At 67.7% G+C, this 25,229-nt stretch carries 15 protein-coding genes; 9 read left to right on the plus strand and 6 right to left on the minus strand.

Going from position 1 to position 25,229, the window contains the following annotated elements:
* Positions 1-408: 408 nt before the first annotated feature.
* The gene (locus P0D62_RS13175) at positions 409-1,125 is read right to left on the minus strand and encodes a DsbA family oxidoreductase (RefSeq protein ID WP_275703009.1); all 717 of its coding nucleotides are present in this window, start codon (positions 1,123-1,125) and stop codon (positions 409-411) included.
* 347 nt (positions 1,126-1,472) lie between these two features.
* Here P0D62_RS13175 and P0D62_RS13180 point away from each other — a divergent pair, with 347 nt between their 5' ends.
* The 5 genes from P0D62_RS13180 to P0D62_RS13200 all read left to right on the plus strand — a co-directional run bounded on the left by P0D62_RS13180 (position 1,473) and on the right by P0D62_RS13200 (position 11,151).
* Positions 1,473-3,056 carry a TROVE domain-containing protein gene (locus P0D62_RS13180; protein WP_275703010.1) on the plus strand — a complete coding sequence of 528 codons (1,584 nt, stop codon included), beginning with the start codon at positions 1,473-1,475 and terminating at the stop codon, positions 3,054-3,056.
* On the plus strand, positions 3,049-3,336 hold the full coding sequence (locus P0D62_RS13185) for a hypothetical protein (protein ID WP_275703011.1): 288 nt from the start codon (positions 3,049-3,051) through the stop codon (positions 3,334-3,336). Before P0D62_RS13180 ends, P0D62_RS13185 begins: the two co-directional genes overlap by 8 nt.
* Before the next feature lie 125 nt (positions 3,337-3,461).
* Complete coding sequence (locus P0D62_RS13190; protein ID WP_275703012.1) at positions 3,462-6,269, plus strand: S8 family serine peptidase; 2,808 nt, start codon at positions 3,462-3,464, stop codon at positions 6,267-6,269.
* Positions 6,266-8,074 (plus strand): trypsin-like serine peptidase, encoded by a 1,809-nt coding sequence (locus P0D62_RS13195; RefSeq protein ID WP_275703013.1) that lies wholly within the window; start codon positions 6,266-6,268, stop codon positions 8,072-8,074. Before P0D62_RS13190 ends, P0D62_RS13195 begins: the two co-directional genes overlap by 4 nt.
* A complete protein-coding gene (locus P0D62_RS13200) occupies positions 8,071-11,151 on the plus strand; it encodes an ATP-binding protein (protein WP_275703014.1) in 3,081 nt (1,026 codons plus the stop codon). Before P0D62_RS13195 ends, P0D62_RS13200 begins: the two co-directional genes overlap by 4 nt.
* A gap of 89 nt (positions 11,152-11,240) precedes the next feature.
* On the opposite strand, the gene P0D62_RS13205 is transcribed toward P0D62_RS13200, so the two are convergent.
* Complete coding sequence (locus P0D62_RS13205; protein ID WP_275703015.1) at positions 11,241-13,169, minus strand: hypothetical protein; 1,929 nt, start codon at positions 13,167-13,169, stop codon at positions 11,241-11,243.
* 122 nt (positions 13,170-13,291) lie between these two features.
* On the opposite strand from P0D62_RS13205, the gene P0D62_RS13210 reads away from it, so the two are divergent.
* Entirely contained in the window at positions 13,292-14,704 is a 1,413-nt protein-coding gene (locus tag P0D62_RS13210; RefSeq protein WP_275703016.1) for an ATP-binding protein, read from the plus strand.
* A gap of 742 nt (positions 14,705-15,446) precedes the next feature.
* Here P0D62_RS13210 and P0D62_RS13215 read toward each other — a convergent pair.
* Together P0D62_RS13215 and P0D62_RS13220 are read right to left on the minus strand one after the other, a co-directional pair.
* Complete coding sequence (locus P0D62_RS13215) at positions 15,447-16,886, minus strand: siderophore-interacting protein (RefSeq protein ID WP_275703099.1); 1,440 nt, start codon at positions 16,884-16,886, stop codon at positions 15,447-15,449.
* A 158-nt stretch (positions 16,887-17,044) separates the two neighbouring features.
* The gene (locus P0D62_RS13220) at positions 17,045-18,220 is read right to left on the minus strand and encodes an ATP-binding protein (protein WP_275703017.1); all 1,176 of its coding nucleotides are present in this window, start codon (positions 18,218-18,220) and stop codon (positions 17,045-17,047) included.
* Positions 18,221-18,548: 328 nt separating this feature from the next.
* Between P0D62_RS13220 and cysS the strand changes: the two genes are divergently transcribed.
* Both cysS and rlmB read left to right on the plus strand, forming a co-directional pair.
* Positions 18,549-19,991, plus strand: a complete 1,443-nt coding sequence (gene cysS / locus P0D62_RS13225; protein ID WP_275703018.1) for a cysteine--tRNA ligase — start codon at positions 18,549-18,551, stop codon at positions 19,989-19,991.
* A 12-nt stretch (positions 19,992-20,003) separates the two neighbouring features.
* The gene (gene rlmB / locus P0D62_RS13230) at positions 20,004-20,948 is read left to right on the plus strand and encodes a 23S rRNA (guanosine(2251)-2'-O)-methyltransferase RlmB (protein WP_275703019.1); all 945 of its coding nucleotides are present in this window, start codon (positions 20,004-20,006) and stop codon (positions 20,946-20,948) included.
* A 34-nt stretch (positions 20,949-20,982) separates the two neighbouring features.
* Here the strand turns inward: rlmB and P0D62_RS13235 are convergent, their stop codons facing one another.
* Positions 20,983-22,491, minus strand: coding sequence for a gluconokinase (locus P0D62_RS13235; RefSeq protein ID WP_275703020.1), 1,509 nt, complete (start codon positions 22,489-22,491; stop codon positions 20,983-20,985).
* Positions 22,492-22,638: 147 nt separating this feature from the next.
* Here P0D62_RS13235 and P0D62_RS13240 point away from each other — a divergent pair, with 147 nt between their 5' ends.
* The gene (locus P0D62_RS13240) at positions 22,639-24,075 is read left to right on the plus strand and encodes a glycine hydroxymethyltransferase (protein WP_275703021.1); all 1,437 of its coding nucleotides are present in this window, start codon (positions 22,639-22,641) and stop codon (positions 24,073-24,075) included.
* Between the two features lie 72 nt (positions 24,076-24,147).
* Here P0D62_RS13240 and P0D62_RS13245 read toward each other — a convergent pair whose 3' ends face one another.
* The gene (locus P0D62_RS13245; RefSeq protein ID WP_275703022.1) at positions 24,148-25,101 is read right to left on the minus strand and encodes a hypothetical protein; all 954 of its coding nucleotides are present in this window, start codon (positions 25,099-25,101) and stop codon (positions 24,148-24,150) included.
* Between the last annotated feature and the right edge of the window lie 128 nt (positions 25,102-25,229).

The following is a 25,229-nucleotide window of genomic DNA, read 5'->3' on the forward strand; positions in this document are numbered from 1 at the left end:
TGGTGGCCTGCTGGTCACGGGGAGAGCGAAGGGTCCCAAACAACCAAGTCTGTTACACGTGCTTATAGCAACAATCCGCGCTTCTGCGCATGCTCTCCACCACCAAGCTCGAAAACGGGCTCCCAGGAGGGGCCCCAAGGCTGACTACCGGGGTTCGACCGTGACCAAGCACTACCACCATGAACCCGACCCCCCGCCCAACGCAACCCCTCCCGCCACATCTTCTGCTCCCAGGCAGGGGCCCCTCCAGGGCCCCTGGGAAGCTCGAAAAGAGCGCGACCATGCGTGGGGACGTGTGGTCGGGTTCCTGCGGATTCTCGCGCTGGCTCTCCTCGAGGCTCGGCCGCAGACGGCCTCGCACCTCGAAGAGCGTAGGTGGGATGCACCTCGAAGAGCGTGGGTGGGCGGCTAGCAGCCCTCGGGACCGCAGGCCTCTCCTTCTCCGCCGACGTCGATCAGCTTCGGCCGCTGGTCAGCGAGCGCTCGTTCCAGCACCTGGGTGAAGACCTCCGACGGTTGGGCCCCGGAGACCCCGTAGGCGTTGTTCACCACGAAGAACGGCACCCCGCGCACACCGATGGTCAGGCCATCCTGCACGTCCGCGTCGACGGCGGCGTCCAGTTCGACGGAGTCGAGCGCTGCCCGCACCGTCGTCTCCTCCAGTCCGGCTTCGGCGCTCAGCGCCACCAAGGTGTCCACGTCGCCGATATCGGCGCCGTTCTCGAAGTGGGCGGAGAACAGCGCCTCCTCCAGCGCGTCGGTCCGACCGCCACCATCGGCCTGATCGGCGCGCTTGGCGGCCTGCAGCACGCGATGGGCGCGCCGGGAGTTGGCCACGACGAGCCGGCCGAAGTCGTAGGCCAGGCCCTCGCCCTCAGCCTGCTGCCCCACGTAGCCGATCATCTCCTGGATGTTCTCTCGCGGAATGCCCTTGGCGGCGACGAGGTAGTCCACCTCGCTGCCGTCGTAGTGCTCGGGCAGCGTCGGGTCGAGCTGATAGCTGCGCCAGGTCACTCGCACCTGATCTCGTTCGGGAAAGGCGGCCAGCGCCTTCTCGAAGCGCCGCTTCCCGATGAAACACCAGGGACAGGCGATGTCGGACCAGATCTGGACGTCGATGCTCATGTCCAGATTCAACCACCACCCGCAAACCCGGCCGGCTTGACAAAGGTGTGTAGTGCACTACACACTAGTGACAGCTAGGCGGGCCGAAGACGATCGGTTAACTTCTAACTTGCGGGTCCGGGGTTCGAGCCCCCGCTGATTAATCAGTAGCTCAGTTGGTAGAGCAGCAACCAATCCCGGTTGTCACACACCTGCCCGCCTAGCCCCATGAAGCGAGGGGGCGGGCCGGAGTCGATCGGTTACCTCTGCATAGGGCCGGTCCAGACAGGACAGGACACCCGGTTGGCACGACACGCCCGCCCCCGCCCCCGCCTCGTGGCTCACGGACATCGGAAGGAGGAAGAGGAATGGACATTTTGCGCACCTTGGGGTTGCGTCGCACGCCACAGAACGAGGCGGCGAACCCGAAGCAGGTCGCGAACTCGGCGGGTGGCTACACCTTCATGATCGACGACGCAGCCAGGCTGCGCCGGTTCCTCACCCTGGGTGTCGACGGCGGCACCTATTACGCCTCCGACCATGCCCTCGCTCTCGACAACGCCGCGGTGCTCACGCGCATGGCAGCCGACGATCCTGAGGGTCTCGTCGCTACCATCGTCGAGGTCTCGACGAGCGGCGCCGCACCCAAGCAGAACCCGGCCCTGTTCGCTCTGGCCTACGCGGCCTCGGTGCCGGAGTCGGCTCCGGCCGCGCTGGCGGCCCTGCCTCAGGTGGCGCGCACCGGCACGCACCTGTTCCTTTTCGCCGGCTACGTCGAGCAGTTCCGCGGTTGGGGTCGCGGACTGCGTCGCGCGGTGGCCGGCTGGTACACGTCGAAGGACGTCGATCAGCTCGCCTACCAGCTGGCGAAGTACCGCCAGCGCGAGGGCTGGTCGCACCGCGACTTGCTGCGGCTGTCCCACCCGCAGGCATCCGCGCCGACGATGCGGGACATCTTCGAGTGGGTGGTGCGCGGCACCGTCGGCGCCGAGATCCCGCGGCTCATCCAGGGTTTCACCGCCGCACAGCAGGCCACCGACGCAACCACCTGGACGCGACTCGTGCGCGAATACGGATTGTCCTGGGAGATGCTGCCCGACGCGGCGCTCGCCGAGCGTGCCGTCTGGGACGCCCTGCTCGACGCCGGTCTCCCGCAGACGGCGTTGCTGCGTCAGCTCCCCCGGCTCACCCGACTGGGCTTGCTGCCGGAGATGGGCGGACGCACCGCCGAGGTGACGGCTCAGCTGGTCGACGCCGAGCGTCTGCGGCGAGCGCGCGTGCACCCGGTCAACGTGCTGGTGGCGCAGCGCACCTATGCTGCCGGCACATCGGCGCGTGGCTCGTCCTCCTGGGAGCCCACCCAGAAGGTGGCCGACGCATTGGATGCGGCGTTCTACGCGGCCTTCGGCGCCGTGCGTCCGTCGGGGAAGCGCACGCTGCTGGCGGTGGATGTGTCGGGGTCGATGGGGGCGCCGATCTCGGGCATGCCGATCACCGCCCGCGAAGCATCGGCGGCACTGGCCTTGGTGCAGCTGGCCACGGAGCCGTCGTCGATGGCGGTGGGCTTTGGGGCCGGCCTCGCCTGGGGAACGAAGCTGAAGACGCTGGCGATCTCGCCCCGGAAGCGTCTCGACGATGCGCTGCGGGTGATCGACGCGATGCCGTTCGGCGGCACCGACTGCTCCCTGCCCATGCTGTACGCGGCTGAGAAGGGAATCGAGGTGGACACCTTCGTGGTCTACACCGACAACGAGACCTGGGCCGGCAAGGTGCACCCGCACCAAGCGCTGCGCGCTTACCGCGAGCAGACCGGGATCCCGGCCAAGCTCGTCGTCGTGGGCATGACGGCCACCGCCTTCAGCATCGCCGACCCCGACGACGCAGGCATGCTCGACGTCGCCGGCTTCGACGCAGCCGTGCCCACCCTGATCGCGGACTTCGCCCGTGACTGAGCGGCCCAGCGCAGGCGGCACCCCTCAGCGGGGTGCCGCCTCGCGTCGTCGTGGGGGCGTCTCCGACGCCCGACTCGCCCGCGCGAGGGAGCTGCATCGCAAGGCCGCGGAGGCCGAAGAACTGGCCGCCCGTCTCCGCGCGGAACGCGATTCCCTGATCAAACGCCTGCGCGCCGAGGATCCGGAGAAATGGTCGTACGGTTCGCTCGCCGCCGGCATCGGCTGCAGCCGCGAACTCGTCGCCCTGGTCATCAAGCGCAAACCCGCTCGCCCGAGCTGAGCCACAAGAGCTCGACCGGACTGTCATTGACGACGCTTCGGGCGTCGAAGACTCTTGCTTCGCGGTACCCGAAGGAGGATAGTGACGCTCACAAGCACAGCTGCCTGCTGCGGAAGGGGTCCGCAATGAACGGTGTTGACGTCCTCAGGCTACTGTTGGCCGCCCGCGACCCGGATGTAGAGATCACGGGGCTCGACCTCACGACGCTGCGTTTCGTGGTCGAGTTTCAGACGGTCGTCGACGTCGATGCCGTCAAGGGCCAGATCGCCGAGCTCCTTGAGACTGAGCCCGATTCCTTCCAGTTCTACCCGTTGTTCGACGAAACACCCAGCCCCGGCGACCAGCCCCAAGGGCCGTCCGACGGCGAGTTCGGCGAGTTCTACGTCCTGCAGTTCCCCGGGCTGGAGCGCACCGTCGGCAACGAGATGCTCTTCGCGATGGCCTACGAACTGGCCGACGCCCTCGGCGCGGTCACCGTCGAACCGGACCTCGGCACTCAGATCTACGTCGAGCCACTCCCGCCGGACGCGGCACCGGAGGGCGTCATCGCTCGTGCCTTCGCGGGCACCTGCTTCGTGGAGGGGGACGCTCCGACCGACAAGCTGTGGGCGCTCGAGCGAGCGGGCGTGCTTGCGGCGTGGGCACAGTCACCTGCCCGCGGGGCCGGCGTCACCATCGCACAACCAGACACTGGCGTGACGCACCACGTCGAGCTGTCCGACGTCGTGCAACGCGACGGCCTCAACGTCCTCACCGACACTCCCGACGCCGCCGATCCCATGGGCACCAGCGGTTTCCCCGGACACGGCACGGCGACGGCGAGCGTCGCCGTCAGCGGCCCCGGGGGCGACGTGAAGGGCTCCGCGCCCGGCGCGACGCTCATCCCCATCCGCGCCATTGAGTCCGTCGTCCTCCTCTTCAACGGCTCCGCGATCGCGAAGGCCATCGATCACGCCCGGCTCCGCCGCGCCAACGTCATCACCATGAGCCTCGGCGGAACGCCGAGCCGGGCGATGCGGCGCGCCATCGACCGCGCCATCGGCGAGGGCATCATCGTGTTGGCGGCCGCAGGCAACTGCGTGCGGCTCGTCGTGTACCCGGCCCGGTACGACGAGGTGATCGCGGTGGCCGGCAGCAACGTGCACGACCTGCCATGGCAGGGATCCTGTCGCGGTGCCCGCGTCGACATCACGGCTCCCGGAGAGAACGTCTGGCGCGCCATCGCGGGGCCTTCGGGGGCGGACATCGGCGGCGGCCAGGGCACCTCCTTCGCCGTCGCCCTCACGGCGGGCACCGCCGCCCTGTGGCTCTCCCATCACGGGATCGACGCGGTCCACGACGCCGCGGCCCGTCGCGGGATCACCGTGCAAGAGCTCTTCCGCGAGTTCCTCGTCGCGACCGCCCGCACCCCCGCGAACTGGGACACGTCCGACTTCGGGCAGGGCATCGTCGACGCCGGGGCTCTTCTCGCCCGGCCGCTCAACAGTCCGCCCCCGATCCAGCTGGAGGCCGCTCCGGGTGCCAGCGCTCCCGACACGCTCGAGCTGCTCGCCGAGGCCTGGGGACCGGCCGACGCCGTCCGGCTCGGCGACGTCGCCACCGATCCCCGGTTCCAACTGGAACTCAGCGCGCTGGCACTGGAGGACGCCCGCGTCGGTGCCGCGGAGCCGGGTGGAGCCGAGTCGAGCATGACCAGGAACGGCATCAGCCCGCAGCTGGCCGCCGCGATCGGCCCGACGGCGCCGCCTCCTGGCGGTCACGTGCGGCCGACGGAGCGCACCGAGCCGGCCCACGCCGCCGACCCGGTCGTCATCGTCGCCGCCCGCGCGGGCGGGTTCGAGTCGACGGCGGACATCTCGCCCGAGGCGGCGCGGGACCTGCTCGCGGCCAACCGGGACGCCCCGATCGACGCGATCAACGCGCGGCTCAAGAGTGTGCGCGCGTCGCTCGCCAAGACTGAGCGTGCCGCGCAACTAAAGCCTCTGCACGATCAGTTGTTGCGCGATACCCGACGCGTCGTGAAGCGACTGAGCGCAGGCAAGCTCATCCCCGACGACATCGACGCGCAGGTCGGGCTCGAGGCGCTCGTGCAGCTCGAGGGACGGCCAGCGCTGCGGATGACCGACGACGTCGTCGACCCCGACGATCCCGGCCTCGGCGAATGGGCCGGCGCCGTCCTCCTCCAGGAGGCCCGACTCCGCGGGATTCAGGGCTCGATCGGCCGGATCGATACCGCCGCCGGGATCCACGCCGGAACGGGGTTCGTGGTCGGCGACGGCCTCATCATGACCAACCGCCACGTCCTGGAGGCGCTCGCGTTCCCGGCACCGCGCCGCGTCCAGCCGTCGATGTGGGTGCTCCACGGCCGGCCGACCATCAACTTCTCCGCCTCCGCGAAGGACCCGTCGCAGAGCTTCGAGATCGTCGAGGTGGCGTTCAGCGGTCCGAACCCGGCGGACGTCGTCGACTACCGCAACCTCGACCTCGCGCTCCTCCGAATCGCGAAGACCAACGCCCACGGCGAGGCACCACCGCCCCTGCGGCTCTCCGGCAAGCCCGCCGGCGGGGGCGCGAAGCTGTTCGTGATCGGGTACCCGGCGATGCCCACCGCCCTCCCCTCGGACGAGGAGGGACGACGGCGGATGGACGTCATCCGGCGCCTGGGTGAGATCTACGCAACGACGTTCGGCGTGCGCTACCTCAGCCCGGGGCTCGTGATGCAGACGCCGACGCAGTTCCGTCCCGACGACCCCAACCCGCGCGTGTTCACGCACGACGCCACGTCGCTCGGCGGCAACAGCGGATCCTGCGTCCTCTCCTTCGACGACAACCTCGATGTCGCCGGCCTCCACTTCGCGGGCGACTGGCTGCGCGCGAACTTCGCCCACGCGATCGACAGGGTTCGCGGCGAGATCGCGGACTTCCTGCGATGACCGACACCGAGGCCGGTGCGGCGCCGCCCCTCGACCTGCGCGACCTGGCCGGACAGGTCACCTGCAACAGGAAGGACTTCGAGCGTCTCTACGACGAGGTGCGCCCCAAGGATCGCGAGACCCGCTCCTTCATGGTGGCCGCGTTGGGCGCGAGCAGCGACGGCCTCGCGTTCGAGGCTGCGCTCCGGCACGCGGACGAGGAGGGCTGGTTCACCCAACTCGCCGAGCGGCTCCTGCGCGACGGCTTCCTGCGGTCGGGTGCACCGCCCGTCACCAACCTTCAAGCCGTCGTGAAGCGCGAACTGGGGTTCCCCGACACCGCAGAGGTGGAACGGGGCGGCCTGCGGGCACGCGCTCGGCTGTGCCGCGTCGACGTCGAGATCGACGGCCGGCCCGGAGCGGTCACCGGCACCGGGTTCCTCGTCGGGACCAGCACCGTCGTCACCTCCTTCCACGTGGTGTCGGCGCTCGTCGACCCCGCCACGGAGGCACCGCGACCCGACGCGCATCGCCAACTCACCGTCCGTTTCGACCACGCGACCGACGCGAACCAGCCCAGCCTCTATCGCGTGCCGGAGAACTGGCTCGTGTGTTCCCGGCCTCCTCACCCCGACGAGGTCAGCAGGACCCAGGCGGGCGGCGTCGAACTCCACGAGCCGAACGCGCTCGGCGCCTTGGCCGGACACCTCGACTACGCCGTGATCCTCCTCGCCGGTTCCCCCGGTGCGGAGCGCGGGTACTACGACCTCGACGCGGCCGTCGAGCCGGTCATCGGCGGCCCCATCCACCTCTTCCAGCACCCGGAAGGCGTCCAGCAGCGGCAGGCCTCGGGCACGCTCGTCGGCTTCCGCCCGAAGTCGCCGAACGAGCGAGTCGACCACGACGCCAACTCCCTGCCCGGGTCGTCGGGCGGACTGCTCCTCGACGGCACCTACGCGCTCGTCGGCCTGCACCAGGGCGCCTACGGCAACCCGCCCATCAACACCGCCATCTCCGCCACGGCGATCCGCGCCGACGTACGCAGCCAGAACATCGATCTGCTCGAGAGCTCCTACGCGCAGGCCTACCGACTGGTCGACGGCAGCCGCCCCATCCTGGGACGCACCCGGTGTCAGGAATGGATCCGGCGCGCGCCCCAGCCCCTCGTCCGCGTCAAGGCCGCGCCCAGGGACAAGGGGGTGAGCTTCACCGTCGAGATCATGCGGGCGTGCCTCCCGCCCGGCAGCCACGCGATCCAGACGTTCAGCGCCAGCGAGTTCCACTCCGACGCCCTCCGCACCGCGGAGCTCATCCTCGGCTGGTTCGGCGTCGACACGGCAGGACTTCCGACGATCGCCGAGGCCAACTCCAGCCGCGGCGTGTGGATCAGCAACCTGGCGACGGCATTCGTCACGCGCCTCGCCGCAGCGTTCCAGGGCCGCACCGTCTGGCTTGTCGTCGACGACCTCTCGAAGCGCAAGCTCGCGGTCCCCGACGGCAGCGTGCAGGACTTCCTCTCCGAGCTCTACCGCCGATCGTCGGGATTCGCGAATCTTCGCATCGTGCTGCTCGGGCTCCGCACCGTCCCGAGCGGCTTCCCGAACGGGCTGGCGCACAGCGAGGATATCCTGCCGCCCCAGGCCGCCGATGTCGCGTCCTACATCCGCTACGGACTGACGGCGAAGGGGCTCGCGTACTCCACGCAGGAGATTGACCGGCTGACCCGGCTTGTCATGCTCACGGCGGGCACGAGCATCGGAAAGCTGAGCGACTACGTCTCGGACAAGGTGGACCGCATGCTGTCCGACGCCGAGGATGCACGATGAGCGCGATGCCGAACCCGGGACTCGACCAGCTGGACGCCGGCCTCCGGCTGACGGCGGCGGTGTCGACGACCTTCGACCCGCTTCAGTTCGCGGCACAGCCGATCGGCGCGATCAACGCTCTCGCCGCGGTGTGCGAGGAGGTCGACGTCGCCGGCGCGAGCCACCGGCAGTGGCAGATGCAGGGAGACGCGCGGCGGGCCGTGCTGCGATCGCTGAAGAAGCAACCGGACTTCGCCGAGCTGCTCAGCTCGGTGGAGGTGTCGTCGGACGACCGGTTCGCCGCCTACGTCGTCGATGGCCTCGCGGGGACGCTCCCGACCAAGCCCGCCGCCCCTGGCGCGGGCGGTCCGTCGGATGCCGTCGACCTCGACGACCTCCTCCAGGCCGTGCGCCTGCTCGACGACATCTCCGACGCGGAGAGCAGCTACGAGGACACGGCGGCGACCGTGCGTCGGCAGATCGCGCTCAACGACGCCGACGACGCCCTGCTGGCCGTCATTCCCCCGCGACTCATCGGGCGCGACGACCATCTCGCGCGGCTCTCCACCTACTGCGCCACCCCGTGGCCGACATCGCGCTGGGTGCCGAGCCTCGTGATCGAGGGCCCCGGAGGAGCGGGGAAATCCGCGCTCGTGTCCACCTTCGTCTACACGCAGCGACGCGACCCCAGCGCCGCTCCCCTCGTCTACTTCGACTTCGACCGCGCCCGGCTGATCGGCGCGGGCCCCATCGACCTGACCATCGAGTTCACCCGGCAGTTGGGGCTCGCGGACGCCACGCTGGAGCCGGCGCTCGCCGAGTTCCGCGAACGCTCCGAGGCGCTGCTCAGCGACAGCGATCCCGCCATCGGAGTGGACTCCACCGGAGGAACGGCGGCGGCCGCGCTGCGCGACCTCGGCTCCGTCCTCAGCGGGTGGCCCCGAAGGGAGGGTCCGATCACGATCGTGCTCGACACGTTCGAGGAGGTCGCGATCCGCGGGTACACGGCGGTGCGAGACGTCCTCCAATGGGCGGCCGACCTGAGCGACAGCGCATTCCTGCCGCAGCTGCGCCTCGTCGTCTGCGGGCGGGCCGTGATCCCCGACGCGCCCCACGTGTCGCCCAAGGAGGTGCGCGCGATGTTCAACGAGGTCGTTCCCCCGCTGTTCGTGGGCGACCTCTCCGACGGCGACGCCACGACGCTCCTCATGGAGCTCGGCGTCGACGGCGTCACCGCGTGGGACCTTCCCCCTGTCTTCGGCGGCAACCCGCTCGTCTTGAAGCTCCTCCACCGGTTCATCGCGGCCAACGACACGGCGGGCGTCGCGCAGCTCCTCAGCGACGGCCGGGCCGCGCGACGCCAATCGCCGACGGCGGAGATCGGGCTGCGCTTCGTGTACGAACGCATCCTGAAGCGCATCGAGAACCCCGTCGTGCAGGCGCTCGCCTACCCCGGAGTCGTGCTGCGGCGCGTCACCCCGGAACTCATCCTCCAGGTGCTGGCGCGGGCGTCGACGATTCCGCTCGACGTCCACACCGAGGAGCGGGCCCATCAGGCGTTCGCGGAACTCGCCCAGCACGTGTGGCTTGTCAGCCGGGTGGGCGACGACGTCGTCGAGCACCGCGCAGACGTTCGCCGCCTGCTCGTTCCCGGCCTGGAGACCAGTCCGGAGATCGACGCCAGGAGGATCCACCAGGAGGCCGTCGCGTACTACGCGGCACAGCCGCCGTCGGTAGATGCTCGGACAGCATGGGTCGAGGAGAACTACCATCTCGGGTTCCTCGACGACGACCTCTGGAGGCTCACACCGCCGGAGGCGGAGGAGATCGTCCTGGCGCTCGGGCCGGATATCGAGTTCTGGCCGCTGCGTGCACGGGCGAAGGCGAAGTCGTGGGCCGGGAGGCACGAGACCCTCTCCGAGGAGGAGGTCGCCTCGCTGGGTTGGGAGGACCAGTACGCGACCCGCGACGCGCGGATGGACAAGTACCGCAGCCTGGGCGATGTCGGCCATTCCAGCTGGGAAGAGAGGCAGCTCGACGCCGCCAGACCTGGCGGAGGGACCATGGCAGTAGCTGCGACCACGCCGACGATTCCCAACTCGCGGTGGGTGCTGCTCTTCGACCGCGGGGAGTTCGAGTTCATGCGCGACTCCGCCCGCTCATTGCACACCGTCGACCGGTTCTTCGAGGATCGGCCCCGCCACGGGCTCTTCCTCGCAAACACCCACGATCATCCGTGGTACATCGCTCTCGCGTACCTGATGCTGGACAATCGGAGCGAGCGGCTCCTCGCAGCGGAGACGTTCCCCGCCTTGGAGCCGCGTCCCGCGGCTGTCCGGCTCTACGGAGCAGCGCTGACGGCAGTAGCCGGGGACCGGGCGGGGCACGAACGCATTCTTGAGTCTCTGGGTGCCGCTGAGTTGCAGGGATACGCCAGTTCGCTCGGCATCTCGGAGCGGACCCTCGGAGAGGTCGACGAGGCGATCATCGTCCAAGCGGCCCTGTCGGCAGGGGGGCTCACCGAACTGCGCACCATCGTGAGCGGCGATGCCTTCGACATGTTCCGCCTTTCGCATCTCTCTGAGATCGCAAGGGCCACCCGCGACTCGCGAGCTCCTGAACTCCTTGCGGAGTTCATGGAGCAGCATGCGCGAACGCGTCCGGCCACCGGTGACCTCAACCGCCTCCGCGTGACTCTCAGGCAGGAGACACCGCACCCGGTCCTCGACGCGGCGGGACTGCGAGCCGCGCCGACGCTGCTGTCCTTCCTCTACGGCGCCATCAGAGCCACGCTGGATCCGCTCGACCAGGCCGCGCTCCTTGAGGTCATCGGCGGCATCGAGAACCGGTCGATCTTCTGGCCGTCGGACCAGACCGCCGAGGCCATCGGCAGGATGAGAGCCGGGCTCTCCCCCTCCACCCTCACGGGGCTGATCGAGACGGCCGACCGTTGCGGACTCCTGATCGACCTGGTCGACGCCGCCGCGTCGCGGACGGGCACCCGGCTCGCGCACCAGCTGCTCGCAGGCATCAAGCGCCTCGAGAACCTGCTGTTCCCGTTCGCGAAACCGCGCGGAGAACTCCCCAGCTTCCGCTGAGGAGCGCATTGGACTTGTGCGGGGGTTTGTACCGAGGGCTGCCACAACGGGCCCATAGCGTCGCCGGAGGTGCTCCCTCCGCAGCGTGATCAGCCTTCCTTCTGTCCTCGCTTGCTGAAGAACGTACCGAGGCTGAGGGAGACCGCCAGCACGGTGGCGCCGTAGATGAACGCGGCAATGTAGTCGCGGTCCGTCCCCCACGGTTTGTCGAAGTAGAACGCCTCAAGGCCCCCGTAGAAGGCGACCACAGCGGTGATGAGGTAGAGGAGCCAAGGGGCCACTCCTCCCGCAACGACTGCGGCTGCTTTGGTCAGGCCGTCGAGCATCTGGGAGAGACCGGGTATCAGCAGGCCTCCCTCGATGACCGCTTTCACCTGGGGTGGGACTGCTCCTTCGGTGTCAGCCCCCAGCTCGCTTGCGCGGGCCTCCCCGTTCACGGACACGAACAGGGCGGTGCAGTTCGCCCGGACTGCTCGCACAGACTCGACGAGGCCCCCCGTCAACAGAGCAGCTGCATCGTCGGCGTCGTCCACCAACTCGGAAAGTCGCTCGATCTCAGCGCGAACGACCCTCAGGGCAGCGCGCTCGGCCTCAGGTAGCAGCGGCCCGCCAAGGGACACAGCGATGTCCTTGATCTTCTTGAGGTCCGCCCTCAGGATCGCGACCTGAGTGAGCGCACTGATCTTGGCGATGGTCTCGGCGCCGCGGTACTTCCAGCCCGGCGCCGTGGCAAAGAACCGGTCCGCCTGTTTGCGCAGCGGCTTGTTCGGGACAAGCCCCTGTCTCCGCGCATCCAGGGTCTCGAGGGCGTCGACCAAGCTATCCACGTGTGTTGCGTCTTGCTGTCGCTCGCCTACGGCCTTGTCGAGCTCCGCTGCCGCGGCGGACGAGAGAACGGCCACTAGCGGCCAGATGATCTTTGGCTTCATGTAAGAGGCGACGCGCGCAAGCTCCGGGCCTATGTCGGGCGACATCGCCCGAAGGGCGAGGACGATCTCAGGCCGGGGAGGGTTGCCTTTGATTCTCTGCTTGGTCGCCTCGAGTGTCTCAGACTCCGCTGCTCTCAGTCTCCCGTGTGCCCGGGCGAGTGGACCCACGATCGTCCACAACGAGGTGGCGATCCAGACCAGCAACATGCCACTGGTTGCGAGCAGTAGAGCCGTCCAGAACGGCCGTTGCTGCGTGAGTGTGACGGCCAGCTCGGCGTCGCCGAACTTGACGGTCCCCGAATACAGCCCTGGCCTGATGCCGTCGCTGGCATAGGAGACCTGGAGTTGACCGTCCAAGTTGCAGATCACCCTCGCCGGCACAGAACCGCTACTGCCGGCCAAGACAAGGTCTTGGGACGTCCACTGGCTGCATTCCGCCTTTTGCGGAATGTTCATGCGCACACAGGTGACCTCGTCGCCCTGCCCCTTCGCATCAGACTTCAGATCTAGACAGTCCTTCTTTGTGGCCTGAGCCTGGGTGAAGGTCACGGGCTGCTCGTCGCGAGCAGCGGTCCGCCGTTGAACCCAGCTGCTCAGTCGGCCGGCACCCCACGTGCCTTGGGTGACCTTCCACTCGCTGACCGCAGGCTGTGGAGCCTTCGAGTCATCCTCGGTGACGGTGGAGACCGGCAGTTCTATAACAGCCACCTGGGCCTTGTCTGAAGCCGCAACCGCTGTGACGAGGACCACGCCATCGTCGACACCGGTCGCGCCGATCTCGAACTCCTCGACGTCGCCTATCTCAAGCGTCTTTGGCCCCGAGAGAGTGCTCGGGGCCACCTTCTTCGCGTCCTTGTCTCGTAGGACAGCGGTGAGTCGGACCTCGATCGGCTGGTCGGTTCCGTTTCCGATGGTGATGGTCGCTGTCGCGGGGCCGGCGCTGGTCGGCTGGCTCAACACGAGTTCGTCGCCGGGGACGACACTGACACCAGTGGGCGGAGACGCCTCGTCGGCCCGTGCAACCGCTGCGCCTCCGAAGAGCAAGACGACAAGCGCAAAGAGGCCGATGCGCGCAAGAAGGCGGTACATAGCGAGACTCTAGGACACCCGACATCCTCTCGGATAGACCCAGGTGAGTTCCGTCAGACCTGGCGTCGTGCACCGCATCCAGATCAAGCTGTAACATACTGTATAAATGTTACAGTTACTGCATGGCTCCTTCTGACGTTGACCGCGCACTCTCCGAGTCCCCCACAGACGCCGCCCAGAAGCTCTTGACGCTGCCCGAAGGACAGTGGTTCGAGCGCAAGTCGGGGCGGATCAGTCCAAAGGATGCCGCCATCGCACTGGTCGCCCTTGCCAACGCCGACGGCGGCGTCGTCGCGATCGGACTGCACGACGGCAAGATCGACGGGGTCTCCGACCAGCGCATCAACGACCTACGCCAAACCGCGTTCGACCACACCGTCCCTCCAGTGCGCGCTCACACGTCAGAACTCCGCGTCGAAACGCCTGACGGAAAGCCGGTGACTCTCTTGGTCATTCGCGTGGACCCCGGAGACCAGGTGCACACCCTCACCAACGGACAGTGTTACCTCAGGGTGGGTGACGAGTCTCGACGCCTGAACGCGGCCCAGCACCAGGAACTCATGTTCGACCGGGGCGCCGCGCCCTATGACTCCACACCAACGACGCTCCAGCAAGGCGATCTCAACCAGGAGCAACTCCAGTCCTACGCCACGATGATCGGTTCATCATCTGTCGAAGACATGCTGCACGCGCGCGACCTGATCAACCGTCGGGGACAGCTCCGGGTCGCGGCAGCACTTCTTTTCGACGCCCATCCCCAAAGCGAGTTCCCTAGCGCCTACGTCCGAGTGCTGCGATACGACGGCACCGAGCGCGGTGTCGGATCGTCGATGACCCTCGAAGAAGGAACCGACCTCCGCTTCGGAGGCCCCCTGCCTACCCAGATCAAGGACGCGGCAGAAGTGATCGAGGCGTGGGTTCCCAAGTGGCAAAGACTGGGCGACAACGGACGCTTTGGACCGGTACCAAAGATCCCAAGAGAGGCCTGGCTCGAAGGCCTGGTCAACGCCGTTATCCACCGTTCATACAGCATGATGGGCGATCACATCCGAGTGGAAATCTTCTCCAACCGGATCGAGATCTCCTCCCCCGGCCGCTTCCCCGGCATCGCCGATCCGCATCGACCACTCCAGATCTCACGCTACGCCCGCAATCCACGCATCGCCCGTGTGTGCTCAGATCTCGGCATCACCCGCGAACTGGGCGAAGGGATCAAGCGAATGTTCGCCGAGATGCGGCGTCGCGGCCTTGACGCTCCGATCTACACACAGTCGGCGGAGGGAGTCCGCCTCACACTGCTCACCACCGATGCCCTTCCGGACGACGTGCTCACCAGGCTCACCCCGAGCGCCAGGCAGATCCTTGACGCTCTCCGACTATCGGGAACGCCGCTGAGAACCGGACAACTCGCGGAGCTCACCGGAGTAACCCGCATGACCGCGACCCGCGCTCTGAACCTGCTCAGCGAGGAGGGTCTCATTACCTGGCGGGGCACCTCGAAGCGCGATCCCCGAGCCGTTTGGGAGTTGTCCTGAGCGCAAGACCAAAGAGCTGTAACATACTGAATAAATGTTACAGTAACGCACCCACCCGGAAGCGCCTTGTCCGACTGCACCAGGGGCAGTGACTTCCACGCATTGGATTCGAGGAGGGGCACTATGGCCGGGGTCGGCTTGCCGTCAGGCCCGAGCGGATAAAGCACCGCGTCGAACTCCGACAGTTCACCCAAGCGCTCGACGGAGATCTCTTCGAACGGAGCACCGTTCGCCGCATCCTGCGCCGCTCCGGGGAATTGCAGTCCAGCGTCGCCGGCGTAGGTTGTGCAGGTCGAGTTCGCGTACTCGCGGTAGAACGATCCCGGATCGCTCCCCCACTGGTTCACCGCCGCGAAGGTCATCGAGTCGATTGCCTCGCCATACTTCTCGCGAAGATCCGCGACGACCGCCTCATAGGCTTCCTTCTGTTGCGTCTGGACGTCGATCACGCCGAGCGCCTCCGCCAGCGTGGCAGATTTCTCCTTCCACTGTCCGGGCTCGATCGTGTAGAAGATGGTCGGTGCTATCGCCCCGTTGTCGGCCTGGAAGGTTTGGGTCTCATCGGTCACAGCCTGAGAATCATCGCTCGCCGGTCTCGAACCGTCATCATCGCTGCCGCAAGCAGTGAGGACGAGAGCTGTGCTCAACAGCGCCGCAGCCAGGGCGGATGTACGTCGCCTCCAGGGTGTCATCATGGAAGGGTTCTTCTTTCTCTTGATCGTGTTTCTTGGGCGTGGGGATGTCAACGGGTAACGACGGGCACCAGCTCATAGACGGTGGTGCCCCAGCCGACGGTGTGCTTGGCATTGAGGATCAGACCAGCGCGGAAGATGACATCCTCAAGCTCAGCCGGGGTGCGTAGGCCGGAGCCGTGCATGGTGAGAGCGATCAGATCCGCCTCACCGTCGTGCTCGTCAGGACCGTCCAGGCGCTCGGTGTCGAAGGTGTCCTCAACGAGCAGGATCCGCCCGCCCGGAGTGAGGTTCTCGGCCGGCAGTGCGCAGATCGTTACCCGTAGATCGGGATGGGCGGCGATGAACTCGCGCGCCTGAGCGCCGGCTCCACCGGAGTGGATCACGAGATGATGCACACCGCGGAGCAGATCTGATTTCGCGATCGGCTCAGCGAGTAGTGGTTGAAATTTTGCGAGCCGCTCCAGATAACGGTCTTCGTAGTCCTGCTCCGTCCGCACCTCGGCGAAGGTTTGGCCCGTGGCCGAGGCATAGGACGCCTTGCCCGTGCGGATCGACTCGGTCAGCGCAAAGATACCGAGCATGCCGCGGCCATATACCCCAGTGGGTTGCAGTGCATCTATGACGAAATCAATGGTCAGGCCTTCGCCCATCGCGGTCAGACCGTAGCTACCAGGTGCGGTCTCGGTCAGCACGTCGAGGGCGTGCAGGTAGCGAAGCAACTTGCCCAGGGCTCGTTCGTCACTGCCGGTTCTGACGGCCAGGTCCGCCACGCTCGTGATGCCACGGGAGATCAGCTCCGGGACGCCGAGCTCGACGGCGGTGCGCACGGCGATCGGGGGAACCACCTCGACCAGTTCGTGCAGCCGGTCAAGCGCCTCGGTGTTCTTCTCCGGATCCGGCACCGCAGCGTCCTCTTCGAGCGCAACCACCTCGTCACGACGCCAGTAGCCGGTGAACTCGATGTCCTCCTTGGCCACACCGCGCTGCTCGACCAAGTGGCGGCGAATATCGCGTACGGTCGACTGCTCCCCGGCGACCCACGCGAATGGCTCACCCTCCCACCAATCGGCCTCCTTGACCGCACCCAGCAGCAGCGTGCCGATTCCCGCCTGAGAGCCGTCGCGCACCAACCATGTCACCGCGACGTGCGGCAAGCTCCGCAAGTCCAGCCGATGTGCAGCCTCGGCGACCTCGATGAACACCTGCGCCCGGGCGTCGTCGGGAAGGTCCTCGAGCAGGCGTGCGATCGCGGGGATCGCGGTATCGTCGCCGGCGACCAGGAGCCAGTCCGCCTCTTCTGGAAGTGCACGCGATCCGCTCGGCCCATAGAGGTGGATGCGATCTCCAGGCCTGGCCCTGTATGCCCAAGTGGTGCCCACCCCGATGCCGTGCTTCACGAAATCAACGTCCAGTTCTCGGGATTGCGGATCCCAACGACGCACCGTGTACACCTTGGACATTGGCCGGGGCTCCCTCGGTAGGTCCAGGCCCTTCTCGTCGCCTCGGCTACTCCCACCTGCCGGCCTTCAGCAGCGCATTCTCACGCTTCCACGGACTCTCACCACGCGACTACCAAGAACGCGAACGAAACACATCACATTGACGGGCCACACCGCCGACCATGCGGGCGGAACCATCGGCGAAATCAGTGTTGCCAGAGCGAGGTCACCGGCAACAGGTTGAGCCAGCCACGCACCCTCCACGCGCGCGAGCCCGTGTGGAAGCACACGCCGACGACCTCACGGTCCGCAAACCGCTCACGGAACCGTTCCAGATTTCGCCAGGCCCTGGGGGTCAGCTCGGACGCCGACTTCACCTCGATCGCGACCAGCCGGCCGTCGGCGAGTTCGAGCACGATGTCCACCTCCAGGCCATCGGTCTCCCGATAGTGGAACATCCGATAGGGCTGGTCACTCCAGCCATTCTGGGCATGAAGCTGGGTCGTGACGAACTGCTCGACCAGCACGCCGTAATACTCACGCCCACCGAGCGAAAGGGCGTGGGCCTCGGTGAATCCTGCCAGCGCTGCGGTGAACCCGGTGTCGTTGAGGGAGGTCTTGGGACGACGGGCGACCCGCCCCCGAAGGCTGCGACCCCACGACGGCAACGTCAAAACAAGACGCATCGTGGCCGCGGTGCGGAGGTAGACATCGACGGTGTTCTCCGCGATGTCCAGATCCCTCGCCAATCGCGCTCGCACGATCTCTTGCTGCCCTCCCGCCGCGAGAATGGCCAAGAGCGCCCGCAAATGGTCCGCGTAGCCACCGCCATGCAGCTCTCGGGCATCGTGATCAGAAAGCCGCCCGGCATACGACGCAAACCAGTCGCGCGCGCGTCGGGGCAGACGCGTCTGCACCTCTGGGTAGCCACCACGCACGACAGAAGCCGTATCGAGCGGGTCGAACTCTCCGAGCACGGGTTCAGCGAGCAGCCACGAGACGAAGTCTTCAGGCGTCGACCTACGTCCCAGCTCCCCCTGGCTCAGGGGCTGGAGCTCGAAGGTCTCTGCCCGTCCAGCTAACGAGTCACCAACCCCCTTGACCTGCAGCAGATCCGCAGATCCCGTCAACAGGAACCTTCCGGGGCGGCGATCCCGATCGACAGCTGCCTTGAGCGGAAGAATGAGCCCGGGCGCTCGCTGCGCCTCATCGATCACGAGCATCCCATCTCCGGCCTGAGACACGAAGTAGGAAGGATCGGACTCTGCCACCGCGAGAACACCCGGGTCGTCGAGCGTGACCACCACCGCTGGCCGATCAGCGGCAAGTTGGTTGGCGAGCGTGCTCTTCCCCACCTGCCGGGCACCCTGCAGAATCACCACAGGGGTGTCCGTAAGCGCTTCCGACAAGGATCTCCACACGTGGCGGGGATAGACAGCACCAGGTTCCATGGCCCCATCTTGCCACGCGACTTGAAGATCCACGAGCCTCAACTTGAAGATTCACGACGCTCAGCTTGAAGATTTGCGGGGCTTTTCTTGAAGATTTGCGAGCCCCTCGTGGAGCGGGTCCGGGCACAAATCTGCGTATGCGCGAAGGCCTCGCTATATACGGGAGGCCTTCGCTCATACGCAGATTTGTGCTCGCCGTCAGCGAGCGCGAGGCCTGGACGAGGTGGGGAGGGGCTGGGCGACGGTAGAATCACGTCGCGTGAGCCTGAATCTGTATGACACCGCCACGCGCACTGTGCGCGAGTTCGTCCCGCTCGTCGACGGCAAGGTGTCCATCTACCACTGCGGGCTCACCGTTCAGGCGTCGCCGCATCTGGGTCACATCCGCAAGGAGGTGGTCTTCGACGTGCTGCGCCGATGGCTGGAGCACAAGGGCCTCGACGTCACCGTCGTCGCCAACGTCACCGACATCGACGACAAGATCCTCGCCAAGTCGGCCGAGGAGGGCGTCGAGTGGTTCGCCCATGCCTATAAGTTCGAGCGCGAACTGCACGACGCCTACGCCTCCTTGGGCTGCAAGCCGCCCACCTACGAGCCCCGCGCCACCGGACACATCCCCGAGATGCTGGAGCTGACGGAGGCACTGATCGAGCGTGGCCACGCCTACGTCGCCCCCGACGGTTCGGGAGACGTCTACTTCGACGTGCGCTCCTGGCCCCGCTACGGCGAACTCTCCGGCATGAAGGTCGACGAGATGGAGCCGGCCGCCGACGCCGACCCGCGCGGCAAGCGCGACCCCCGCGACTTCGCCCTCTGGAAGGGCCACAAGCCCAGCGAGCCGCGCACCGCGTCGTGGCCGTCGCCCTGGGGACGCGGCCGCCCCGGCTGGCACCTGGAGTGCTCCGCCATGGCCGGCAAGTACCTGGGCGACACCTTCGACATCCACGGCGGCGGCATCGACCTGCGCTTCCCGCACCACGAGAACGAACTGGCACAGTCGGCCGGCGCGGGCCTCGGCTTCGCGCGCTACTGGATGCACAACGCGTGGGTGACCATGTCGGGCGAGAAGATGAGCAAGTCGCTGGGCAACACGGCGCTCGTCTCCGAGGTCACCAAGCGCCACGACCCCCGCGCGGTGCGCTTCTTCCTGCTGGCCCCCCACTACCGCTCCACCATCGAGTTCTCCCCCGACGACGAGGACTCGCGCGGTTCGCTGGCCGAGGCCGAGAAGGCGATCGAGCGCATCGATTCGTTCATGTCGCGCGCCGGCGAGGAGACGCAGGTCGGCTGGTTCGCCTACGCGCCCAGGACTGATCCCACCTGGGTGGCCTTCGAGACCGCGATGAACGACGATCTCAGCACCCCTGCCGCCGTCGCCGCCCTGTTCGACGCCATCCGGGCGGGCAATCAGGCTCTCGCGACCGGCGACCAGGCGGCTGTCCTCGTCGCCCACTCGACGGTCTCGATGATGCTGAACGTCTTCGGCATCCATCCGGATGCTCCCGAATGGGCCGACTCCGGCTCCGACGACGACCTCCGTCCCGTCGTGGACGGTCTGGTCGGCGCTCTGCTGGAGCAGCGCGCCAACGCCCGGGCGGCGAAGGACTGGGCCGCCGCCGACGCCATCCGCGACACCCTGGCCACCCTCGGCCTCAAAATCACCGACACCCCCCAGGGCCCCAAGTGGTCCCTGGAGAAGTAAGCAGGACACATCATGGCTGGTAACTCCAAGCGCCGCGGCGCCACCACCAAAGGCAAGAACAAGGCAGCCGGCTCCGGCGGCCGCAACAAGCGCGGCCTCGAGGGCCGCGGGCCGACGCCCAAGGCGGAGGACCGCGTCTATCACAAGGCCCACAAGGCCAAGCAGGCCGCGCAGAAGCGCCAGGCGACGCAGCCCCGCAGGTCGGGCAAGATGCTGGCCGGCGCCGACTGGGTGGTCGGCCGCAACCCCGTCTACGAGGCGCTGGTGGCGGGCATGCCCGTCAAGCAGGCCTACGTGGCAGAAGGCGCCGAGCGCGACGACCGGCTGCGCGACATCCTGCGCTTCGCCGCCGAAAACTCGCTTCCGCTGCTGCAGGTGACCCGCGGCGAGCTCGACCGGGTGACCGGCGGCCTCGTGCACCAGGGCGTCGCCATCCAGCTGCCGGCCTATGACTATGCCGACGCCGAGGATCTGCTGGCCGACGCGGCCGAGGAGGACGGCATCGTCGTGTTCTGCGACGGCATCACCGATCCCCGCAACCTGGGTGCGATCATCCGCTCCGCCGCCGCCTTCGGTGCACAGGGCGTGGTGATCCCGGCGCGTCGTTCCGCCTCGATGACCGCCGCCGCGTGGAAGACCTCCGCCGGCGCGGCAGCCCGGGTGCCCGTCGCGATGGTCACCAACCTGAACCGTGCGCTGGAGCAGGCCTCGCGGATGGGCTTCACCGTCGTCGGTCTGGCCGGCGAGTCGGACGTCCCGCTGACGGGTATCCCCGGCGTCGACGGACCGCTCCTGGTGGTCGTCGGCTCGGAGGGCGAGGGCCTCGGCCGACTGGTGCGAGAGCACTGCGACGTCTTGGTGTCGATCCCGATCGCCAGCGAGATCGAGTCGTTGAACGCCTCCGTCGCAGCGGCCGTGGCACTCTACGAGATCTCGCAGCAGCGCGACCAGGGATAGTCCTCTCGGTCGTCACGGGCCCTTCCACGAGAACTCACGCGTGGTCGGCGAGATCCTCGAAGCGGGCTAGGCGCTCGCGGTAGTACTCGGCACGGCCGGCGACCGGTTCGACGCGGGCCCGCACCGGAACCTCGGCGAGCGGCTGATCGCTGACCTGCTCCAACGCCAGCACGGCGGTGCCTCTCATCGTCGCACGCCGGATGTCGATGTGCTCGACGGCCTGCCCCAGCGCATCGGCCAGGATCTGCAGCCACCCCGGGACCAGGTTGGTCATGCTGCCGGACAGCACGATGCGCTCGGGAGTTCCGCCGGCGTCTTTCATCTGGTCGGCGATCCGCAGGAACGACAGCGCCAGGCCCTCGACGGAGCCCCGCAGCCACTGCTCGGGCGTGGTCGCGGCGCTGACCCCGGCGAACAAGGCGCGCACACCGTCGCGCCACTTGGTGCCGCGTTCTCCCGACAGGAACGGCACCACCAGCGGCGTGCCCGACGACGGGTCGGCGGCGAAGAGGGAGTCGGTGTTGAGCTCCTCGTAGGGCGGCAGCCGGAAGGTGTTCTGGGCGAAGTCGAGCACCCGTCCGCAGTCGCTCATCGCGGAGCCGAAGAGCGTGCGCTGCGCGTCGACCCGGTAGGCCCACAGCCCGCTCGGGAGCGAATCGATAGAGGTGTTCAGCAGCATCCGGATGGCGCCGGACGTGGCCGTCGAGATACCCCAGGTGGAGCCGCCCTGCGCTCCGGTGCCGATGTTGGCGCCGAGACCGTCCCCGACGACGGGCACCCACACGGCGTTGGCCACCTCAGGCACCAGCTTCGCCAGCGGCGAGCCGGCGACCGGCACCACGTCGCTGGGGTCGTGCGGTGCGCCGAGCGAATCGGGATCGACGCCCGCCGCCTCGATCAGCTCGGGCACGTACTCGCCGGTTCGGCGGTTCAGCATGCCGCCCCACGCGGCAGCCGCGGTGCCGATGGCCGGCGTGCCCAGCAGCTTGAAGGCAATGTACTCCCCCAGCGCCATGAAGTGCCGGGCGCGAGCGAAGACATCGGGGTGGTCCTCGCGCAGCCACACCAGCCGGGGCGTCATGTAGGACGCGGCGATGCGCGCGCCGGTGAGGTCGTGCAGGGTGGCGACGTCGAGGCTCTCGCGCAGCTGGGTCACCTTGTCCCGCGACCGGGTGTCGGCGTAAGTGATGCAAGGCCCCAGCGCATTGCCGTTGGCATCGACGGGCACCAGCGTCGACGCGAAGGTGTCGATGCCGATCGCGCTGATCGGCTGAGGGATCTTGTCGACGGAGCGCTCGATGCACTCCAACAGTTCGGCCACCACCTGGTCGGCGTCGATCGTCGACGTCCCATCGGTGCCGGAGTTGAAGACGTGCTCCACCTTGAACCGCCGGCCCTTCACCTCCCGGCCTGTGGCGTCGTACACGGCGGCCCGGGAACCGCCCGAGCCGACGTCGAGGCCCAGCACGTACGGGGCCGTCGCTTCGGCCTTCGAGACCCGGAACCGCGTCGGCGAGAGCGAAGGTGTGAATCCGATGGTCATGACAGACCCTCCTCAGAGCATCGTTGCGTCGTCGTTGCCTTGAACTCTCCCACATCCAGCCGCCCGCTGGGGAGGGAGGTCACACAAATAGGGCCAAACGCGGCGGAACACTAAGCTGTGACGCACGGACCTTTATGAAGGAGAGACGTGACCGACGCCCAAGCCCTGAGCGGCGCTTACCAGACCATCCTGAGCGCCATCGAAGAAGTCGAACCCCGTATTGCGCAAGCCACCCGCGCCGAGTTGGCCGATCAGCGAGGTTCGCTGAAGCTGATCGCCTCCGAGAACTACGCCAGCCTCCCGGTGCTGGCCACCATGGGTACTTGGCTGAGCGACAAGTACGCGGAGGGTACCGTCGGGCACCGCTTCTACGCCGGTTGCCAGAACGTCGACACCGTCGAGACCGTCGCCGCTGAGCACGCCCGTGAACTGTTCGGCGCCGACTACGCCTACGTGCAGCCGCACTCCGGCATCGACGCCAACCTGACCGCTTTCTGGGCCATCCTGGCCCACCACATCGAGCGCCCCGCCCTCGCCGAATTCGGCGCCAAGGGCGTGGCCGAGCTGTCCGAGGCCGACTGGGAGACGCTGCGTCGTCGCTTCGGCGATCAGCGCCTGCTGGGCATGTCGCTGGACGCCGGCGGTCACCTGACCCATGGCTTCCGCCCCAACGTCTCCGGCAAGATGTTCCACCAGCGTTCCTACGGCACCGATCCCGAGACCCAGCTGCTCGACTACGACGCGCTGCTGGCTCAGGCTCGCGAGTTCAAGCCGCTGATCCTGGTGGCCGGCTACTCCGCCTACCCGCGTCGCGTGAACTTCGCCAAGATGCGCGAGATCGCCGACGAGGTGGGCGCGGTGCTGATGGTGGACATGGCCCACTTCGCCGGCCTGGTGGCGGGCAAGGTGTTCACCGGCGACGAGGATCCGGTGCCTTTCGCGGACGTCGTCACCACCACCACGCACAAGTCGTTGCGCGGCCCGCGCGGCGGCATGGTGCTGGCCACCGAGACCTACGCACCGTCGGTCGACCGCGGCTGCCCGCTGGTGCTCGGCGGCCCGCTGTCGCACGTGATGGCGGCCAAGGCCGTGGCGTTGGCCGAGGCCCGCACCCAGGCCTTCCGCGACTACGCCCAGCAAGTGGCTGACAACGCCAAGGCGCTGGCCGAGGGCCTGCTGCGTCGCGACGTCACGCTGGTCACCGGCGGCACCGACAACCACCTCGTGCTGCTCGACGTGAACAGCTTCGGGCTGACCGGCCGCCAGGCCGAGGCGGCGCTGCTGGACGCCGGCATCGTCACCAACCGCAACTCGGTGCCCAACGATCCCAACGGCGCCTGGTACACCTCCGGCGTGCGCGTCGGCACCCCGGCGCTCACCTCGCGCGGCTTCACCACCTCCGACATGGACGCAGTGGCCGACCTGATCGCCGGCGTGCTGAAGAACACCACGCCCACTACCACGTCGAAGGGCGAGCCGAGCAAGGCGAAGTTCGTGCTCGACGACGCCACCAAGCAGGCCACCCTCGACGGCGCCGCGGCGCTCGTGGGCGCGCACCCGCTGTACCCCGGCCTCGAGCTCTGAGTTAGCTCGAGAACGCGTACGGGCCCCGGCTTCACAGCCGGGGCCCTTGTCGTTTCCTGCCAGAGGCCAGTCTCAGGCGACCTCTTCCGCCAAGGTAGTGGTGATCAACTGCATGTCCTCGCCGCTCACGTCGAGCCCGTAGGCCATCAAGGTGCCCTGCGACTCAGTGTCGACAAAGCAGAGGTATTCGCCTTCGCTGTCGCCACAGAAGGCCTTGCCATCGGCCAGTTCGGTCCGGTCCACGATGCCCTCGCGCCAGAAATCGAAGTCCATGTCGCCCGACCCGAGGTTTCCGACTCCCATGATGGTGACCACGCTCGTGAAGCCCTTCATGTAGCCAAGGAAGCCGAAGGAGCTATCGAGTTCGTAGTCGCCGATCTTCTCGGGGAAGACGGACGCGTCGAGATCGGCGATGCCGAGATCGCCGAGGCCTTCCAGGTCTGCCAGTTCGTCCTCGAAGTCGGGGAGGCCCTCCGTCGGCAGCGAGGCCGGGTCGGTGGGCAGCCCTCCGGGATCGGTGGGCTCCGGATCCACCGGGGAGTCGGACTCCGGCGGCGTCGTCTCCGCGGGATCGGTCGCGACGGGAGTCGACGGCGTGGTCGCCGTCGACGAGGGCTCCGGCTTGGCTTCATCCGAGCGTCCGCTCAACGCCCACACCACCCCGACCACCACCAGCAGTAGCCCGAGCACACCCGCGATGATCGCGATCACCGGCCCCTTGCTCCGCTTGGGAGGTTGACCGCCTGGCTGGCCCGGCTGACCGCCGTACGGCGGCTGGGCGTATCCCCCGGCAAAGCCCTCACCCTGCGGAGGCGGGTAGCCCGGCTGCTGCGGCGCACCGTACTGCGGTTGGCCGTACTGGGGTTGGCCGTGCGGCGCCTGCCCGTATTGAGGCTGTCCATACGGCTGCTGAGGCGGCGGGTATCCGCCGGACGAGGGCGGAAGGTATTGCGGCGGCTGCTGAGGGTAGCCCTGCGGCGGCGGGTAGCCGGGGCCGGGGTTGGTGCCCGAGTCGTCGTTGCTCATGGCGCCCATCTTGTCATCCGGCTCTGACACAAACCTAGAGATCCCGCAAGTAGATGGCACCTACTGCGGCGCACTGGATGGCGACCTGGCTACGTTGTCCAACTCACTGGCATACCCAATGCGAGTTT

Origin of the sequence: Tessaracoccus caeni (genome assembly GCF_029211185.1) — a bacterium.
Lineage (GTDB): Bacteria > Actinomycetota > Actinomycetes > Propionibacteriales > Propionibacteriaceae > Arachnia > Arachnia caeni.

Excerpts from the sequence above, each read along its gene's own strand:
- P0D62_RS13175 (WP_275703009.1), bottom strand. The coding sequence starts at position 1,125 with ATGAGCATCGACGTCCAGATCTGGTCCGACATCGCCTGTCCCTGGTGT.
- P0D62_RS13180 (WP_275703010.1), top strand. The coding sequence starts at position 1,473 with ATGGACATTTTGCGCACCTTGGGGTTGCGTCGCACGCCACAGAACGAG.
- P0D62_RS13190 (WP_275703012.1), top strand. The coding sequence starts at position 3,462 with ATGAACGGTGTTGACGTCCTCAGGCTACTGTTGGCCGCCCGCGACCCG.
- P0D62_RS13195 (WP_275703013.1), top strand. The coding sequence starts at position 6,266 with ATGACCGACACCGAGGCCGGTGCGGCGCCGCCCCTCGACCTGCGCGAC.
- P0D62_RS13200 (WP_275703014.1), top strand. The coding sequence starts at position 8,071 with ATGAGCGCGATGCCGAACCCGGGACTCGACCAGCTGGACGCCGGCCTC.
- P0D62_RS13205 (WP_275703015.1), bottom strand. The coding sequence starts at position 13,169 with ATGTACCGCCTTCTTGCGCGCATCGGCCTCTTTGCGCTTGTCGTCTTG.
- P0D62_RS13210 (WP_275703016.1), top strand. The coding sequence starts at position 13,292 with ATGGCTCCTTCTGACGTTGACCGCGCACTCTCCGAGTCCCCCACAGAC.
- rlmB (WP_275703019.1), top strand. The coding sequence starts at position 20,004 with ATGGCTGGTAACTCCAAGCGCCGCGGCGCCACCACCAAAGGCAAGAAC.
- P0D62_RS13235 (WP_275703020.1), bottom strand. The coding sequence starts at position 22,491 with ATGACCATCGGATTCACACCTTCGCTCTCGCCGACGCGGTTCCGGGTC.
- P0D62_RS13245 (WP_275703022.1), bottom strand. The coding sequence starts at position 25,101 with ATGAGCAACGACGACTCGGGCACCAACCCCGGCCCCGGCTACCCGCCG.